The 17,518-nt window shown below is 44.3% G+C and carries 13 protein-coding genes; 11 read left to right on the top strand and 2 right to left on the bottom strand.

What is annotated here, in order from left to right; translation table 11 throughout:
• Positions 1-84: 84 nt before the first annotated feature.
• The gene (locus tag OC23_RS12430; protein WP_038345175.1) at positions 85-507 is read left to right on the top strand and encodes an OsmC family protein; all 423 of its coding nucleotides are present in this window, start codon (positions 85-87) and stop codon (positions 505-507) included.
• Between the two features lie 72 nt (positions 508-579).
• Here the strand turns inward: OC23_RS12430 and OC23_RS12425 are convergent, their stop codons facing one another.
• Entirely contained in the window at positions 580-1,380 is an 801-nt protein-coding gene (locus tag OC23_RS12425) for a peptidoglycan DD-metalloendopeptidase family protein (protein ID WP_038345174.1), read from the bottom strand.
• Between the two features lie 264 nt (positions 1,381-1,644).
• Here OC23_RS12425 and clpB point away from each other — a divergent pair, with 264 nt between their 5' ends.
• Both clpB and OC23_RS12415 read left to right on the top strand, forming a co-directional pair.
• Positions 1,645-4,224, top strand: coding sequence for an ATP-dependent chaperone ClpB (gene clpB, locus OC23_RS12420; protein ID WP_038345173.1), 2,580 nt, complete (start codon positions 1,645-1,647; stop codon positions 4,222-4,224).
• 168 nt (positions 4,225-4,392) lie between these two features.
• Positions 4,393-4,812, top strand: coding sequence for a hypothetical protein (locus tag OC23_RS12415; RefSeq protein WP_038345172.1), 420 nt, complete (start codon positions 4,393-4,395; stop codon positions 4,810-4,812).
• A gap of 13 nt (positions 4,813-4,825) precedes the next feature.
• Here OC23_RS12415 and rlmKL read toward each other — a convergent pair whose 3' ends face one another.
• Positions 4,826-7,030, bottom strand: a complete 2,205-nt coding sequence (rlmKL, locus tag OC23_RS12410) for a bifunctional 23S rRNA (guanine(2069)-N(7))-methyltransferase RlmK/23S rRNA (guanine(2445)-N(2))-methyltransferase RlmL (RefSeq protein WP_038345171.1) — start codon at positions 7,028-7,030, stop codon at positions 4,826-4,828.
• A gap of 284 nt (positions 7,031-7,314) precedes the next feature.
• Between rlmKL and OC23_RS12405 the strand changes: the two genes are divergently transcribed.
• From OC23_RS12405 to OC23_RS12370, 8 genes are all read left to right on the top strand, one after another.
• On the top strand, positions 7,315-7,683 hold the full coding sequence (locus tag OC23_RS12405; RefSeq protein WP_038345603.1) for a hypothetical protein: 369 nt from the start codon (positions 7,315-7,317) through the stop codon (positions 7,681-7,683).
• Between the two features lie 143 nt (positions 7,684-7,826).
• The gene (locus tag OC23_RS12400) at positions 7,827-8,843 is read left to right on the top strand and encodes an aspartate carbamoyltransferase catalytic subunit (RefSeq protein WP_038345170.1); all 1,017 of its coding nucleotides are present in this window, start codon (positions 7,827-7,829) and stop codon (positions 8,841-8,843) included.
• 12 nt (positions 8,844-8,855) lie between these two features.
• Positions 8,856-10,088, top strand: coding sequence for a dihydroorotase (locus tag OC23_RS12395; RefSeq protein WP_038345169.1), 1,233 nt, complete (start codon positions 8,856-8,858; stop codon positions 10,086-10,088).
• A 198-nt stretch (positions 10,089-10,286) separates the two neighbouring features.
• Positions 10,287-10,856 (top strand): hypothetical protein, encoded by a 570-nt coding sequence (locus OC23_RS12390; RefSeq protein ID WP_038345168.1) that lies wholly within the window; start codon positions 10,287-10,289, stop codon positions 10,854-10,856.
• A 292-nt stretch (positions 10,857-11,148) separates the two neighbouring features.
• The gene (locus OC23_RS12385; protein WP_038345167.1) at positions 11,149-12,561 is read left to right on the top strand and encodes an OmpA family protein; all 1,413 of its coding nucleotides are present in this window, start codon (positions 11,149-11,151) and stop codon (positions 12,559-12,561) included.
• A 185-nt stretch (positions 12,562-12,746) separates the two neighbouring features.
• Positions 12,747-13,787, top strand: a complete 1,041-nt coding sequence (locus OC23_RS12380) for a hypothetical protein (protein WP_038345166.1) — start codon at positions 12,747-12,749, stop codon at positions 13,785-13,787.
• An 80-nt stretch (positions 13,788-13,867) separates the two neighbouring features.
• Positions 13,868-14,650: a Rossmann-like and DUF2520 domain-containing protein gene (locus OC23_RS12375; RefSeq protein WP_038345165.1), complete on the top strand. Its 783-nt coding sequence runs from the start codon at positions 13,868-13,870 to the stop codon at positions 14,648-14,650.
• Between the two features lie 77 nt (positions 14,651-14,727).
• Positions 14,728-17,517 (top strand): type VI secretion system Vgr family protein, encoded by a 2,790-nt coding sequence (locus OC23_RS12370; protein WP_038345164.1) that lies wholly within the window; start codon positions 14,728-14,730, stop codon positions 17,515-17,517.
• The last annotated feature ends 1 nt before the right edge of the window (position 17,518 follow it).

Below are 17,518 nucleotides of genomic sequence, written 5' to 3'. Positions count from 1 at the left end.
AGAAGAGATGAAATTCCTTATCAACTCATTTTATGTTAGTGTACAAGAACAGAGTAAATTTATAACGTTTTTCGGGTAGTTGCAATGCAAACAAGTGTACATTGGTTAGAGAATGTTGCTTTTGAGGCAAAATCAGAAAGTGGTCACACTGTGGTAATGGATGGTTCTGCCGAATATGGCGGTGAAAACCGTGGACCACGTCCTATGGAATTGATTTTAATGGGACTTGGTGGGTGTGCTTCGTTTGATATTGTGACCATTTTAAAGAAATCCCGTCAAGATGTGACGGATGTCGTATGTCAGTTAAAAGCTGAAAGAGCCGACAGCATTCCGGCGGTCTTCACCAAAATCCATTTGCACTTTGTTGTGACTGGTAAGGCGGTAAAAGCCAAGCAGGTAGAAAAGGCTGTGGAACTCTCGGCTGAGAAATATTGTTCAGCCAGTAAAATGCTGTCTGATGGCGGTGTCGAAATTACCCATGACTTCGAGATAGTCGAAGCGGCTTAAAAACAATATTGTTAAGTATTTCTAAAAAGTGATCTATTTTCGGATAGATCACTTTTTTATATGCTTGTCTTTTTATTTTAGAAACAGTTGTGGATCGACCCGAGCATTATTCAGGCTCATTCCCCAATGCAAATGTGGCCCTGTAACCCGGCCTGTCTTACCAACCAGCCCTAGCGTTTCGCCTTGCCGGATATGTTGGCCTTTTTCAACCTTAATTTGACTTAGATGGCAAAACATACTGATCAGGCCCTGACCGTGATCAATTAATACAGTATTGCCATTAAAGAAATAGCTGCCTGTTGCAACAACAATCCCGTCTGCGGGAGCAATCACCTTTTGGCCGACAGGTGCCGGAATATCCAGTCCAGAGTGTGGTGCACGTTCTTCACCATTGAAAAAACGTTTTCTTCCGAAAGAGTTACTGAATTTGCCTGCTGTCGGGCGGATAAAACTCGGAAATTGTGTCCATGGACTTGGGGTAAAAGAGCTGTAAATATCATTTTGCTCCTTTGCCTCACGTGCATAACGGTCAAGCTGATCCTGATTAGGATTGACATAATCCTGATTCTTGACGTTCAAGCGCTGTTCGGCATAACGGTAGGGCTTAACCTCGATTTGAATGGGGGCATTGTTGGTATTCAGGGTCAAGGTGCCCAAAGGCGCAGCAAGCGGAATACCGAATACGGCATAGCGCTGTGACCCTTGCTCGGCAATAAGCACAGGCTTTTGCTCATAAAAAACCTGAGTGGTGTGTGCAGCCAGTGGAATCACGGCAATCCCTCCGGCACGTCGGGAGTCTTGTGGAAGCTGGGCAAATACTGAATGTAAAGGTAGCAGGCAGGCGGCGCCAAGCAGAATTTTTCTTAGATACATGAGGGTCTGATTAGATTGAAGCAAAGGGTTAAACTAAAACGTCTGGTCAAAAATCACAATATTGATTTTGTTCACAACTCAACAGACAGAAAAACTATACAAAATATACTTGAAATAGATTGTTTATATACCCATATTAATATTGAGTTTCACCTGTTTTTGTTTAAATAAAATATTGAAAAATATATAATTTTTTATTTGAAATTTAAAAAAGCGTTCCCATCTATTTGGTAAGTTAGAAATTTGTTGTGAGGAATAACAAGAATGCGATTTGAAAAATTTACAAACCGCTTGCAGCAAGCACTCTCAGATGCTCAATCATTGGCGATGGGTCAGGATCATACCTCGATCGCAGGTATTCATATTTTGACGACCTTACTTGAAGAACCAGCCAACCTGAGTTTGTTGCAGCAAGCGGGGGCGCGTTTACCTGAGTTAAAGCAGAAACTGGAACAGGCACTGCAAAATGCGCCAACACTGGCCAACCCGACAGGTGATATTAATCTCAATCCTGAAGCGGTAAAGGCCCTCAATCTGGCTGACCGTTATGCACAAAAAGCAGGTGATGAATTTTTATCAACTGACTGGGTGTTGCTTGGTCTGGCAGAAACAGGTGAAACCAAAAATATCTTAAGTAGTGCCGGGGTAACGCCTGAAAGCTTACGTAAAGTAATTGAAAATATTCGAGGAAATGACAAGGTCATGAGCAATAATCATGAAGATCAACGTGACTCACTGAATAAATATACCATTGATTTAACCGAGCGTGCCTTGGCGGGTAAACTTGACCCGGTGATTGGTCGTGATGACGAGATTCGCCGTACCATTCAGGTGCTATCACGCCGTACCAAAAATAATCCGGTGCTGATTGGGGAGCCGGGGGTAGGTAAAACTGCGATTGTAGAAGGTTTGGCACAACGGATTGTTAATGGCGAAGTGCCTGAAAGCCTCAAAAACAAACGTGTACTTTCTCTCGATTTGGGTTCATTGCTTGCCGGTGCCAAATATCGGGGTGAATTTGAGGAGCGCCTGAAAGCGGTTCTGAAAGACCTGGCCAAACACGAAGGTGAAATCATCCTGTTTATTGATGAGCTGCATACACTCGTGGGTGCCGGTAAGGGTGATGGTGCGATGGATGCAGGCAACATGTTAAAACCTGCTTTGGCACGTGGTGAGCTTCGTTGTGTAGGGGCAACCACTTTAGATGAGTACCGTCAGTATATTGAAAAAGATGCTGCACTGGAGCGTCGATTCCAGAAAGTGCTGGTAGATGAGCCAAGTGTCGAAGATACCATTGCAATCTTGCGTGGCCTCAAAGAGAAATATGCGACCCATCATGGCGTGCAGATTCTCGACTCGGCCATTATTGCTGCGGCGAAGATGTCCCATCGATATATTACTGATCGTCAGTTACCTGATAAGGCCATTGATTTGATTGATGAGGCTGCGTCACGGATCAAAATGGAAATTGACTCCAAGCCTGAAGCGCTGGATAAACTTGACCGCCGTCTCATTCAGTTAAAAATGCAGCTGGAAGCGGTGAAAAAAGATGAAGATTCGGGCAGTAAGGCCGAGGTGAATCATCTTGAGCAGCAGATTGCTGAAAAGCAAAAAGAATATAATGATCTGGAAGAGATCTGGAAAGCCGAAAAAACACTGGTTGAAGGTGATAAAAAGGCACAGGTTGAACTTGATCAGGCCCGCAGTGCTTTGGAAAAAGCCAAACGTGAAGGTGATCTGGCAGAAGCAGCACGTTTGCAATATGGCGTGATTCCAGAGTTGCAAAAACGTCTGGAGCAGGCTGAGGTTGCCGAGGAAAATGAAGAACCGAAGCTGATTCGTACCAAAGTCACTGAAAATGAAATTGCGGAAGTCGTGAGCGCGGCAACCGGAATCCCTGTGGCGAAAATGCTACAAGGTGAACGTGAAAAACTTCTCCATATGGAAGAGTTTTTACATAACCGTGTCGTTGGGCAGGATGAAGCCGTGGTGGCCGTTTCCAATGCGGTACGTCGTTCACGTGCAGGTTTGTCTGATCCGAACCGTCCAAGTGGCTCATTCCTGTTCCTTGGCCCGACTGGTGTAGGTAAGACCGAGTTAACCAAGGCACTGGCCAATTTCCTGTTTGACAGTGATGATGCCATGATCCGGATCGATATGTCCGAATTTATGGAAAAACATTCTGTCAGCCGTTTAGTCGGTGCACCTCCGGGCTATGTTGGTTATGAAGAAGGTGGTGTTCTAACTGAAGCAGTTCGTCGCAAGCCTTATAGTGTGGTGTTATTTGATGAGGTAGAAAAAGCCCATCCGGACGTATTTAATATCCTGTTACAGGTACTGGATGATGGTCGTCTAACCGATTCGCAAGGGCGTGTGGTCGACTTTAAGAATACGGTGATCGTGATGACTTCTAACCTGGGTTCACAAGATGTTCGTGAGCTGGGTGAAGGTGCAACCGATGATGAAGTGCGGGCTGTGGTCATGAGTGCGGTAACCCAGCATTTCCGTCCGGAGTTTATTAACCGTATTGATGAACTGGTGATCTTCCATTCGCTGCAAAAAGCACAGATTCGTGGTATTGCAGATATCCAGTTAGATCGTTTGCGTACTCGTCTGAGCGAGCGTGACATGGGCTTGACTGTAGATGATACGGCGTTTGACCTGTTGATTGATGCCGGTTTTGATCCTGTTTATGGTGCCCGTCCATTGAAACGTGCAATTCAGCAGCAGGTTGAAAATAGTCTGGCTCAGAAAATCCTCTCTGGCGAGTTCCAGCCTGGGGATAATATACTGATCAAAGGTGAAAGTGGTCATCTGGTCTTTGACAAGCTGAAATTAAGCTAAGTCAGAACCATAAGGGCAAAACAGAAAAGATGGTGATGAAAATCACCATCTTTTTTTATATTGGCGCATCTTGTCTGATTTTTGCCGGAAAATTACCAATGACATTGCAGCCCGAATAAAAAATTGCTAGTTTCAACACAAACAAGAAAAAATTCAGGATGAATTGCAATGGAAAATAACAAACATCATTGCACAGCGATGTGTGTAATTGTGTTGTTCACCGTTTTATCTTCAGTCGGACATGCGGCGCAGCCATTGCCTGAGGGAAGCTTGTCTTTACAAACAGGTGCACTGAATAATGCCTTGCCTAATATCATTATCAAAGCGCAGCAAGATGCGTTAAAGCCGGAAGATGAGCGCTGGCGTTCTCAGCGGGTACTCAGTGACCGGAATTTGCGCGAAATCCGTGTCAGCATGCTTGCTGAGGGAGGTTTTTCACCTTATGAAGAACAGAAAAAAACGACAGTGATGGATGTACGCGAGAAAAGAAAAGCGACCATAAAACCTCATGAAGAGGCTCCTGATCGCTTTATGATTTATGAGTTTGAATCACCGAACATCAAAAAATGTAAAATTACCTTTCGGTGAGTATTCAAAACGCTTAAATATTTGGGTGCTGGATTTTCCAGGCACGGTGAATTTTTTGATTCCGTTTAAAATCCAGGCCAATGGTTTCAGAGGTAATTTCTTCGACCTGATACATCGCCTCAATCTCTTCATCTAGCTCAAAGCCGCGATAGTTATTTGAGAAGTACAATGTACCGTCGCTGGTGAGGCGGTTCATGGCACGTTTAATCAAGGAAACATGGTCACGCTGGACATCAAAGGTACCATAGAACTTTTTCGAGTTAGAGAAGGTCGGGGGATCGATAAAGATCAGGTCGTATTGTTCATGTCCTTCTTTTAGCCACTCAAAGCAGTCGCTGGCAAAGAACATATGCTGTTCATCGGCATGGTCTACCGTTAAACCGTTCAGGACGAAGTTTTCTTTTGACCAGTTTAAATAGGTATTGGACAAATCAACACTGGTGGTGCTGGCTGCGCCACCTAAAGCAGCATGTAAGCTGGCCGTAGAAGTGTAGCTATACAGATTGAGGAAATGCTTGCCGCGTGCTTCCTTGGCAATCCGTAAACGGATCTGGCGGTGATCAAGGAACAGACCGGTATCCAGATAATCGGTCAGATTCACCAGAATCCGGGCATTGCCTTCCTGCACGATAAAGCGTTTAGAAGCCGTACTTTGTTTGGTGTACTGATTGGTTCCGGCCTGCCGGGCACGGGTTTTAATAAAGATGGCATCACGGCCTAGACCTGTCACCGCACGAATGGCTGCAAGTCCAAGGTTAAAGCGCTTTTTGGCCTTTTCCGGATCAATTTTTTTCGGTGGTGCATATTCCTGTACATGCAATTTATCACCATATAAATCAACCGCCAGGTTGAAGTCAGGCAAATCTGCATCATATAAACGTAAGCAATAAATATTCTCTTTGACTGCCCATTTTTTCAGGGCCTGCATATTTTTTTGCAAACGGTTGGTAAAGTCTTCGGCACCTTCAATCGGTTCAAATTGTTGCGGTTGCCAATTTGCCAGGAAGGGCTGGGTAACCGTCGCTGGTTTGACCGTACCGAAACGGATGTAGATCGGTAATTTACCGTTCATCAAACGTAAGGTTTGCGGATCATTGAAGGCCAGTACATCAGCTTGTTCAATCTGGGCAGCAATAATTGCTGCGCGCTGGTTTGGAAAATTCTTTTGCAGTAAGGCAGAAAGCCCGAGATATAAAGAACGGTTAGAGGCTTTATCGCCTAAACGCTCACCGTAAGGCGGGTTGGTAACGATAAAGGCTTTTTTACCTTCTGCATGGAAATCGTCCCAGTCTGCCAAAGTACGTTCTTCAATCTGGATCTGATCCAGTAATTTTTCAAAACCGGCTGCAATGATATTCTGGCGAGTGGCTTTGACCGCTTCCCAGTCGGCATCATAAGCGTAAAATTTTGGTAACGGCTGCTGTAATGCTTTCTCATGACGTTCTGCCGCTTCTGCCTTCAGTGATAACCAGAGCTCACGGTCATGTCCATGCCAGCCATTGAAACCAAAGCGACGTACCAGACCCGGGGCACGGTCGGTCAGGATCAACAGAGATTCGATAATGAAAGTCCCTGAACCACACATCGGGTCAAGGATAATATCGGGCTGGTATTGAGCCAGCTGGGCTTTTTGCAAAATGGCTGCTGCCAGATTTTCCTTGATCGGGGCATCTGTCATATAACGGCGGTAACCACGTTTGTGTAAAGAGTCACCGGACAAGTCCAGACAGTAGGTATGTTCAGTTTTACCTGCCAGTACATACAGGGTGATTTCTGGCTGTTTGATATCAATACTTGGACGTTTGCCGACAGCTTCCATAAAGGAATCGACCACACCGTCCTTGACACGAAGCGTGGCAAACTGGGTGTTGACCTTGATTTCACGCTCAACATGCAGACGCACCGCAAATGTGCTTTGTGGTGCAAAAATCAGTGACCAGTCAAAACTGATCGCACCTTCATACAGTTCTTCGGCAACATCACGGGCATCATGCGTACGTTCAAGCGTATGGGTATGAATCGGTAACAGGACACGAGAGGCGAGACGTGACCACATACAAACGCGATATGCATTTTCGAGTGTGCCTTTAAACACCAAACGTCCAGCAAAGCGCTGAATGTTCTGAATCCCTAAATCTTCAAGTTCTTGTTGTAATAAGGTTTCAAGTCCATCCGCACAGGTCACCCAATAGTTTGTCAGACGTTGTGTAGAATTCATGCACATTTCCAAAAAAAGCAGTTCAGCAATCGGCTATTTTAACTGATTTTTATCTGTTCTGTCGGCTCATATTTGTGTGATTGCCAGCTTTATCATCGATTCTGTATAAATTTTTCATGTTTGAATGGGTTCAGCCGGTTTGCCAGAGCAATAATTGCCGGTTTGCGCCGCAATTTGAATAACTGGTATAGCTTTTGCTTTTTAATGTTTGCTTCATCGGCAAACAATTTTACTTAAAGCTGATGAAATTTAAGTATTTTTAATTTAAAGGCTGCGAAAAGATGATGAAAGATAGCACAAAGAATGAAGTACTGGTCAATGCTGAAGCTTTTACCATTGCCACACAGATGTATGTCCGCTTAAGACGGGTTTGTGGGCGGGTGATTGATGTGATGTATCTGGTCAATAATCAGGATTATGCCAGACATGTGCTGGAGATGGCCCGGCTGACCTGCGATCCGGAGCTGGAACGTCTGGTGGCACGCTTGAGTCCCTTGGTTGAACTGTATGCTGAGCCGGTTTCTTCCATCGCAGGGCATAAGGAGGCCCTTCATAAAGAACCGTTGCCAGAGGCGTCATATTCAATGGAGGTAACCGAGGAGGAAATCTATCAGGCTCAGGTGCCTCATCACTATATTGGTGCACTACGTTAATTTATAAGACATTTAATGACTAGAGTGTAAAAAGGATGTCTGGAGGGGAAAGGCATCTTTTTTACTTAAGTGCTGAAAACTTCAACTGCGAAGAAAACCTAAAATCTGTATAATGCCTTAACTTAACGTGTTAGGAATCTTTTATGCACTTGGCGGCATTGCATACTTTGAGCCAGATCCAGCTCAATCAACAAGGAAATCTAAAGCACTTTTTAACCATCGAAGGTCTTTCCAAAGAAACCCTGACCAAGATTTTAGATACAGCGCAAAGCTTTTTAGATGACAATAATAACCTGATCAACCGTCCGTTACTTGAAGGACTGACGGTGATGAACCTGTTCTTTGAAAACTCGACGCGTACCCGCACTACTTTTGAAGCAGCAGCAAAACGTTTATCTGCCAATGTTTTGAATATCGATATTGCCCGTTCAAGTACTTCTAAAGGTGAAACATTACGTGACACGCTCTGGAACCTTGAAGCCATGGCGGCGGATATTTTTGTGGTACGTCATTCTTCATCGGGCGCAGCGCATTTTATTGCCAAGGATGTCTGTCCGAAAGTGGCGATTATCAATGCTGGTGATGGGCGTCATGCGCACCCGACCCAGGCCATGCTGGATATGCTGACCATTCGCCGTGAAACCAAAAAGCCTTTTGAAGAGTTAACGGTGGCGATTATTGGTGACATCAAGCATTCACGCGTAGCCCGTTCGAATGTCGCTGCATTGCAAACATTGGGTTGTAAAGATATCCGTGTGATTGCTCCGAATACATTATTGCCGGTAGGTTTTAATGAATACGGTGAGCATGTACGCCTGTTTAACAAAATGGATGAAGGCGTAAAAGATTGCGATGTGATTATTGCGCTCCGTATTCAAAATGAACGGATTGATTCACCAGCCCTGTCATCACAGGCCGAGTTTTACAAAATGTATGGTCTGAACAAGGAGCGTCTGGCACTGGCAAAACCTGACTGTATTGTGATGCATCCCGGGCCAATGAACCGTGGTGTTGAAATTGACTCAAGCGTGGCTGATGGTGACCAGTCGGTAATTTTAAAGCAGGTTACCAACGGTATTGCGGTTCGTATGGCTGTGCTGGCACTTGCCATGCAAGGGCAGTTACAAGAACAAGGTTTAATTGAAGCAATTGCACTGTAAGGGGGAGATTACATGAGTATTGTAAAAATTGAAAATGTCCGTGTGCTCGACCCGGTTCAACAGCTTGATCAGGTACAAACAGTTTATATTGAAAATGGAAAACTGATCGGGGCTACTGCTCAAGTTGACCAGACTATTGACGGTCAAGGCAAATGGTTAATGCCAACCATGGTCGATTTATGTGCGCGTTTACGTGAACCAGGCCAGCAACAGCACGGAACCTTGAAGTCTGAAGGCAAGGCTGCCCGTGCCAATGGCATTTTGCATGTCATCACTCCACCAGACTCAAAGCCAATTGTGCAGGACAACGGAGCCTTGATTCATGGCCTGATTGAAAAAGCCCAGCTTGATGGCGGCATCTATTTGCATATTATTGGTGCACAGACTCAAGGACTGCTAGGCAAGCAACCAGCCAATATGGCCAGTTTGAAGAAGGGCGGCTGTACTGCGGTTTCAAATGCCAATGCGGCCTTTGAAAATGATGATGTGGTGATTCGTACCCTTGAGTATGCCGCCGGTCTTGGCTTAACCGTGGTGTTCTATGCAGAAGAACCCCAGATTGCCAAAGACGGCTGTGCTCATGAAGGTTTCATTGCTTCTCGCCAAGGATTGCCGATGATTCCGGCGATTGCAGAGACAGTAGCCATTGCAAAATATCTGTTGATGATTGAAGCAACCGGTGTAAAAGCTCACTTTGGCTTATTGTCTTGCGGTGCCTCGGTCGAGCTGATCCGTGCAGCCAAAGCCAAAGGCTTGCCGGTCACTGCCGATGTGGCCATGCATCAGTTACATCTGACTGAACAATTAACGGATGGTTTTAATTCCCTTGCACATGTGCGTCCGCCATTACGTTCGGAACAAGACAAGGCATTATTGCGTCAGGCGGTAAAAGAAGGAGTCATTGATGCCATTTGTACACATCATGAGCCTTTAAGCAGCTCGGCAAAAATGGCGCCGTTTGCAGAAACCTTGCCGGGAATTACTGCGTTCGATACTTATGTGGCCTTAGGGGTGCAGTTGATTCATGAAGGCCTGTTCGAGCCGTTGGAATGGGTTGCAAAAGTGACCTCTATTCCAGCACAAGTGGCCAATATGACAGAACGTTGGCAACAGGAAGCAGGTTGGGTGCTGGTTGACCCTGAGCTACAATGGACGGTGTCTAAAGAGAGCATTATTTCACAAGGCAAGAATACGCCATTACTCGGTCAGCAATTGACGGGTAAAGTGCTATCGACCTTTGCATAAAAAACAGATTGAGACTGGCGGAATAAGGCATCGTCCTTATTTCGCTTTGTAAACGGTGATGTAGATATTGTATTTAAATTTTACAGAGTTAGAAATCAACAAGAAAAATAGCTTAAAGTATTATAATAAATGAGATATGCTTTACATAAAATTATAAAAAAGAGAAATAATCCATTCTAATAATTGGAGCTTAATTCTATGTCTATACATCCAATGGAACTGTTAAAGCAGAAAGTTTCCTCTGTGATTGTGAATGATCAAACCAGCTTAATGAATGAAAAAAATGATGTCTTATCAAGATTTTATCCGATATTATTGTACCGTTTTCTGGAAAAGCCTGAACTTGTAGATAAATTAAGAGAAAAATTGACACCTTCGGTTTTTGATTTACTGGAAGAAAATGACCGTGTGAAAAACGCTATGTTGCTCAGGTTGGCTGCGGGCAAAGTGTCTATTGCTGAAGCTGAAGTTATTTTAAACCGGGCTATTCCTAAAAGTCTGGCCGTCTTGTCAAACGAAGCCGGTAATGATGCGATCCGTATTATTTATTATTTAAGGGATCATAAAGCCTCGATTTATTCTCTATTGCCAAACTGGACGGAAGAGGTACTGGCTCAATTGTATGAAACTGAACATAACGTGCCGGTTTTAACACCGATGCCTGCAATCTCTGCTGAACCGGAACCCAAAAAGCAAACTAAGATTTTTCCATTTTTGACCGTACTTTTTGGTTTTTCACTGATTTTTTTATATCACTTGAGTAAGTAAGCATGTTGGCGTAACTGTTTAATTTGTCTTGGGTTTTTAAAGTTGTAAGGTTTTGATTTTAAAATGGTAAGAGGTTGCCTGCTGGTAGTTGAACACAGGGGTAAATGTTAAAAGAGAGGTCTAATGCTTATTTTGCTTTGTAAATTGTGATGTAAGTATTGTATTTAAATTATATAAAAATGAATAAAAAACACACAAAAGATTAGAATGAAATAGCAGCAGTTCACTTGAGCTTGGATTTTTTCTTGAGTGTTCTGAATATTATAAATTTAATGTGTTGGAGTGAATAACAATGTCAATAAACCCAATGGAACTGTTAAAACAGAAAGTCACTTCCCTGATCGTAAGTCCTCAAGACGGTCTGATGAATGAAAAAAGTGCTCTTTTATCCCGGTTTTATCCTATTTTACTTTCCATTTTAGCGGCCAAACCTGAACTTATTCAGAAATTGAAAGATTCCATTTCACCCTCGTTGTCCGATTTACTCGGCCATAATGAACAAGTCAAAAATGCATTGCTCAGCAATTTAAATACAGGGCAGCTTTCCGTTGCTGAGACAGAGCACACTTTAAGCCAGGCCATTCCCAAAAGTCTGGCTGCGCTCAGTAGCGAGGCGGGCAACGATACATCAAGTATCGTAAATTATTTAAAACAGCATATGGATTCAATCCGCTCACTCTTGCCTGCATGGGCAATTGGCTTGCTGGCACCTTTAGGGCTTGCAAGCAGTGCTTCGGCATCAACGTCAAATTTTGCCCATACTTCGGCAGCCGCACCGGCCAAATCTCGTGCCTGGCTGCCGATCGTTGCCCTGATTATTCTCGGTTTGTTACTCGCATGGTTGTGGAAGTCATGTCAGCATAAGGAACAGGCTGTTCCGGCTACACAGGAAGATAATCAGGCTTCACAGGTGGCGGCAGATGCAGCTCCGGCAACATTATCCTTGAGTACCGATGCCGCGGGTAATCTGGCCCAATGCCAGGTAGGTGTTGGTGATCAGGGCTTTCTGGCAACAATACAAGCCAAGGTAAAGGAAGTTTTCTCTGCAAATCAGGAATGTACTGTCGACAGTACGGCCCATGCAGGTACCTTTATGGATCAGGCTAGTCTGGCGGGGGTTTTGGGACTGCTTAAAGGTGTGCCTAATGTGTCGCTGGACTGGATTGGTGACAAGATTACCTTAAAAGGCGGTGATGCCAAACAGCTGGATGATTTACTCGGCAAAATTAAAGGCTTGGTGCCGAATACCGAGGTCGCGGTCGAAGCCCCAATGACAGCAGCTGATTCGGTCAGTCATAGCCTAAATGCAGCACAGGATGCATTGGCAAATATTGATGCCAGCCAGGTTGATATTAATGATGTAATCAAGGCATTGAATTTACAGATTATTAATTTTGCAACCGGTTCAAATCAGATTCCTGATGAAAACAAGGCCATCTTGGATAAAGCAGCCGCCTTAATGAAAAATACCAAGGATGCGAAATTGACAGTCGCTGGTTATACCGACTCAACAGGCAATGCCGGTAGCAATAAAACCTTATCGCAAAAACGTGCCCAGGCTGTGGTGGATTATCTGGTGAGTCAAGGGGTAGATGCCGCTAAGCTTACCGCTGTAGGTCATGGTGCAGATAATCCTGTAGCAGATAATACAACTGAAGAAGGTCGTTTTAAAAACCGTCGTATCGAGTTTTCGGTTACCCCTTAATTCCAGCTTTACGACAGTATATAAAGGAGCTATTTAAACAATAGCTCCTTTATTTTTAGCTGTTCATTCGATTTTAAAGTCTATTATCAAAATTAATTTAAATAAAATGAAAGAAAACACTCGAATAGAGTGAATTAAATTGAGTAGAATACGCCCGAAAAAAACAAGATAACAGGTCAATTAATATGAATAAGTTTTTTATATTCACAGCCTTGACAGCAACAGTTTTATTAACAGGATGCGATAAAATCAAACCTAAAGATAAAGTTGAGAAAGTTGATGCAGTTGTATCCGAGTGGAGTTGTACCAATCAGGATAACCTGAATAATATTCAGGCTGCATTAAAAAAAGCATATTTAAAGCAGATCGAACGGAGTTTGCGTGAAAGTGAATATCAGGCAGATTATGATGTGCTGGACAAAATTAACAAAGGGCTCAAATTTAGCATTAAAAATGTGCGGACACTTGATCCGGCAGAAGGTGAGCAAGCTTCAAAAACCCAGTTAAGCTGTGAAAGCCAGTTAATCGTACAGTTTCCAAAAGGCTTACAAAAGCGTGCGGAAAATGCCTATGTCGAGCAACAGAAGAATTGTGAAGAATGTGAATATAGTAACCAGACTTTAGGGGATTATTTTGCAGACAATGAATATTCATTAACGCTGGAAGATGACCAGCTTAAAGGTCGCTTTTACTATGATATTACCAAAACCGATAAGGATGGATTGGTCTTTAATATCCCGGACCAAAATGCAGTTATCGATGGCGTAGTGTTCATGGCCACCAAAGCGGTGCAATATGTTGCCTATTTGAAAGAAAACCGCTTAATCGAACAAAATAATGAAAAAGCGCAGCAGGAATATGACGCCCAGTCATCTGCGCAGACAGAACTGGCGCAAAAAGCCATGGATATCCGTAAAAAGGAGCTGGAGGCTGAAAAGGCAAAACAGGTTGAACGATTGAACCAGACCTGGGACAAGTTCAGTGCTGAACAGAAGGAACAACTGCAACAAGATCAGTCAGACTGGTTTGAGAAGCGCGATGTTGACTGTAAGGTCCTGTCACAGAAGAGTGTTTATGATACGCCTGAGAAAGACCGTGAAACGTATCAGAAGCAGGCTGACTACTGGAACGAGACGATGCATAAGCAAAATCAGGATATGCAATATACCAAGTGCTTTATTCAACGTACAATTGAACGGATTGTTTACTTGAATAATGTCAATTAAGTGAACAGAAAGGAAAGGACGAATTGATTCGTCCTTTTTTTATTGGCATGCTTAGGCAAACACATGCTTAGATAACGTTTATGAAAATTACCTTGATTGGTGCAGGACGGGTTGCGACACATTTGGCCAAGGCCTTAAAGAAACAGCATCAGATTGTTCAAATCTTTAGTCGAGACTTACAGCGTGCTCAAGCCCTTGCAAGCCAGGTTAATGCTCGAGCCATTCATGATATGAGCCAGCTTGAGTCGCAGACAGATTTGGTGATTATAGCTGTAAGTGATCAGGCCATTTCTCCAGTCATTCAAGCCATTAGTCCATATTTACCAGATCACCTGATTGTGCATACCTCGGGGAGTACCAGTTTATCAGCTCTGCAAGACAGTCATCGTCGGGCAGGTGTTTTTTATCCCTTGCAGACTTTTAGTTTTGAACGCGAGGTAGATTGGGCCGCAACCCCTTTATTTGTGGAAGCAGCCGAGCAACAGGATTTAGCCGTTTTAACACAGCTTGCAAACAGTTTAAGCCAGCGTGTCTATCAATATAGCTCTCAACAAAGACAAACATTACATCTTGCCGCTGTATTTGCCTGTAACTTTAGCAATTATTGTTATGATATGGCCAAACAAATTGTTGATGCAGAGCAGGTGGATTTTAGCTTGCTTTATCCTCTCATAACCGAAACTGCGAACAAGGCCACCCAGAACGAGCCGAAGCAAATGCAGACAGGGCCTGCAATGCGAGGTGATAAAAATATATTAAATATGCACAGCCAGTTATTAGCAGTCGCGCAACGGCCCGACCTGAAAAATATCTATACCTTAATGAGTGACGGGATTTATCATCGACATCTAAATCAATCGTAACGAGAGTTATACAAAATAGACAAATTTGTCTGTTTTGTATAATATGGTTAATATTTGATTTAATATTTTATAAAAAGATGCTGGCGAATATATTTCACGCTTTAGAAAGTCTGGGCCTCACCGCACAAAAACGTGCCATTCATATTCAATTTTCAAATCAACATTTAAATTCTCAGGTTTTCCTGCAACGTATAGATGGCCAGCATGAGCTGAATGGCGGCTTTAAGGCCGAGCTGATCTGCCTGTCGACCAATGCCACTATTCCACTCAAACAATTTATTGGCAGTCAGGCCGCAATCGATAGCGTGACCGATCAGGGCCAGCTTACCCGTGTCACGGGCATTATCACGCAAGCCCTGCAAGGCCAGTCGGACGGCAGCCTGACCTTATATAAACTCACACTCGAAGACCCAACTGCACTGTGGAAACAACGCCGTAACAGCCGCGTGTTTATGAACAAGAGTGTGCGCGATGTAGTGGAAGTTGTCTTTAAAGAATGGCAGCAGAAAAGCCCGTTATTTGCCTCGAGCTTAACGCTAGATTTAAGCGGCCTCAGTCATGACTATGATGTACGACCATTCATGATGCAGTCCAATGAGAGCGACTATGACTTTCTGACCCGATTGCTGCGTAGCGAAGGCATCAACTGGCTGGTGGATGAAGCAGAACGAACCGTTCCGCAAAGTAGCGCTGCAATTCAGCCGCAGAAACTGCGTCTGATTGATGACAATAGCCAGTATCAGGCCTTGGAACGTCGCCAGATCCGTTATCATCGCAGCAGTGCCACCGAACAATACGACAGCATGACCAGTCTGGTCGGACAACGCTCATTACAACCGAGTGCAGTTCATGTACAACGCTGGCAGGCCGATGCCCTGGAACAGGAAGAAGGTGCAGGCAGTGTACAAAGCACCCACCAGCACAGTGAACAACATGACAATGCCAGTCTGGGACTGGAACAGGCCTGGCATTTCTCACCGGCATGGATGCAAGACCTCAATGGTGAAGATGGTGCAACCGCATCGGGTAATGGCCAGATAGAAAAACTCAACCGCAATCTTGGACAATACCACGACCTGCAATCCAAGCAGTTTGTGGCCAATACCACGGTGCGTGACACCCATGTCGGTTACTGGTTTGAACTGGCAGAACACCCTGAAATTGACCAGCACAGTGGTGCAGACAAAGAATTCCTGATCACAGGCAAACAGTTTTATAACCAGAACAACTTGCCAAAAGACCTGAACCAGCAAATCAAACAGTTACTGGCCCAAAGCAACTGGCCCATAAAAGAAAATGACGAACGACAGGCTAACCAGCTGATTCTGCAACGTCGCAATATCAAAACCGTACCCGAATACAATCCATTACAACACCGCCCAGCCGCTTCACCGCAACGTGCCAAAGTGGTTGGGCCAAGCGGCGAAGAAATCCATGTCGATGAATGGGGCCGTATCAAAGTCCGTTTCCTGTTTACCCGTAGTGAAGACCATAGCCACGATGGTGGTGCAGGGGCCAATGACAACGACACCGATTCCGCCTGGGTGGATGTACTCACGCCTTGGGCAGGAGAAGGCTATGGCGCACGCTTCCTGCCACGAATCGGTGAGATTGTGGTGATTGACTTCTTTGATGGCAATATTGACCGTCCATTTGTAGTGGGCCGCATCCATGAAGCACAGCGCAGTCCAACCAGATTTGACAATGCAGGCAAGCTACCAGACACCAAGAAACTGGCCGGCATTAAAACGAAAGAATATCAGGGTGAAGGCTTTAACCAGTTACGCTTTGATGACACCACCGGACAGATCAGCGCCCAACTGCAAAGCAGTCATGCTGCCAGCCAACTCAACTTGGGTAAACTGAGTCATCCAAAAGATAAAGCTGAAAGCGAAGACCGGGGCGAAGGTTTTGAACTGCGTACCGATCAATGGGGTGCGGTACGAGCCGGAGAAGGCTTACTGCTTTCCACGCATAAACAGGATCAGGCGCAAGGCGAACATCTGGATGCACAGCCTGCCAAGCAACAGCTGGAAGGCAACCAGAGCAACGCCAAGGCGCTGAGTGAAGTAGCCAAGAACCAGCAGACTGATGAGATTGAATCAGTTGATCAACTCAAAGAATTTGCTGAGCAGATTCAAGAGAAGATCGCCCAGTTTAAAAAATCATTATTATTGCTGAACTCACCAGCAGGTATTGGTTTAAGTAGCAATGAAGATATTCATTTATCGGCAGATGGACAGATCAGCCAGTTTGCAGGCGACAGTATTAATCTGAGTACGCAGAAGAACCTGATTACGCATGCGCAAAACAGGATTAGTGTGTTTGCAGCACAGAATGGGATTAAACAGGTAGCTGCGAAAGGTAAGTTTGAAGTTCAGGCACAATCGGATGGCATGGATTTACTGGCCAAGCAAGGCATTCAGATCATTTCAACTGAAGATCGAATTGAGATTACCAGTCCGAAAGAAATCGTGATTACTGCGGGCGGTTCCCAGATTAAGCTGAATGGTTCAGGGATCTTCCCCGTAACGGGCGGCAAGTTTGAGGTCAAGGCGGGGCAGCATTTATTTATGGGTGGGGCGAAAATTAATACGTCTTTACCAATATTAAAAGAACCAGTTTTTGCTGAGGTTAAAAAATTTAGCCATCGTCTTGATTTTTCTAGTCTTGGGCTTTATTCCGATTATTTGAAAACTTCTTACCGGGTCCGTAAAAAAGATGGAGTTTATTTGGAAGGTGTATTGGATGAAAGGGGTCGGACTAATAGGATTTATTCAGAAGTTGCAGAACCTTTAGAAGTCTTTATTGATACAGATGAGCCAGTTATTGGCTATATTGGAAATGAAACAGATAGCAAAGAATAGT

This window comes from Acinetobacter sp. A47 (assembly GCF_000805455.1).
Lineage (GTDB): Bacteria > Pseudomonadota > Gammaproteobacteria > Pseudomonadales > Moraxellaceae > Acinetobacter.
This window is presented reverse-complemented; position numbering and strand designations above follow the sequence as displayed.

Bases quoted from the DNA above. Each gene is read 5' to 3' on its own strand.
- OC23_RS12375 (WP_038345165.1), top strand. From the start codon at position 13,868: ATGAAAATTACCTTGATTGGTGCAGGACGGGTTGCGACACATTTGGCC.
- OC23_RS12370 (WP_038345164.1), top strand. From the start codon at position 14,728: ATGCTGGCGAATATATTTCACGCTTTAGAAAGTCTGGGCCTCACCGCA.
- OC23_RS12380 (WP_038345166.1), top strand. From the start codon at position 12,747: ATGAATAAGTTTTTTATATTCACAGCCTTGACAGCAACAGTTTTATTA.
- OC23_RS12425 (WP_038345174.1), bottom strand. From the start codon at position 1,380: ATGTATCTAAGAAAAATTCTGCTTGGCGCCGCCTGCCTGCTACCTTTA.
- rlmKL (WP_038345171.1), bottom strand. From the start codon at position 7,030: ATGAATTCTACACAACGTCTGACAAACTATTGGGTGACCTGTGCGGAT.
- OC23_RS12415 (WP_038345172.1), top strand. From the start codon at position 4,393: ATGGAAAATAACAAACATCATTGCACAGCGATGTGTGTAATTGTGTTG.
- OC23_RS12430 (WP_038345175.1), top strand. From the start codon at position 85: ATGCAAACAAGTGTACATTGGTTAGAGAATGTTGCTTTTGAGGCAAAA.
- clpB (WP_038345173.1), top strand. From the start codon at position 1,645: ATGCGATTTGAAAAATTTACAAACCGCTTGCAGCAAGCACTCTCAGAT.
- OC23_RS12405 (WP_038345603.1), top strand. From the start codon at position 7,315: ATGAAAGATAGCACAAAGAATGAAGTACTGGTCAATGCTGAAGCTTTT.
- OC23_RS12400 (WP_038345170.1), top strand. From the start codon at position 7,827: ATGCACTTGGCGGCATTGCATACTTTGAGCCAGATCCAGCTCAATCAA.
- OC23_RS12385 (WP_038345167.1), top strand. From the start codon at position 11,149: ATGTCAATAAACCCAATGGAACTGTTAAAACAGAAAGTCACTTCCCTG.
- OC23_RS12395 (WP_038345169.1), top strand. From the start codon at position 8,856: ATGAGTATTGTAAAAATTGAAAATGTCCGTGTGCTCGACCCGGTTCAA.
- OC23_RS12390 (WP_038345168.1), top strand. From the start codon at position 10,287: ATGTCTATACATCCAATGGAACTGTTAAAGCAGAAAGTTTCCTCTGTG.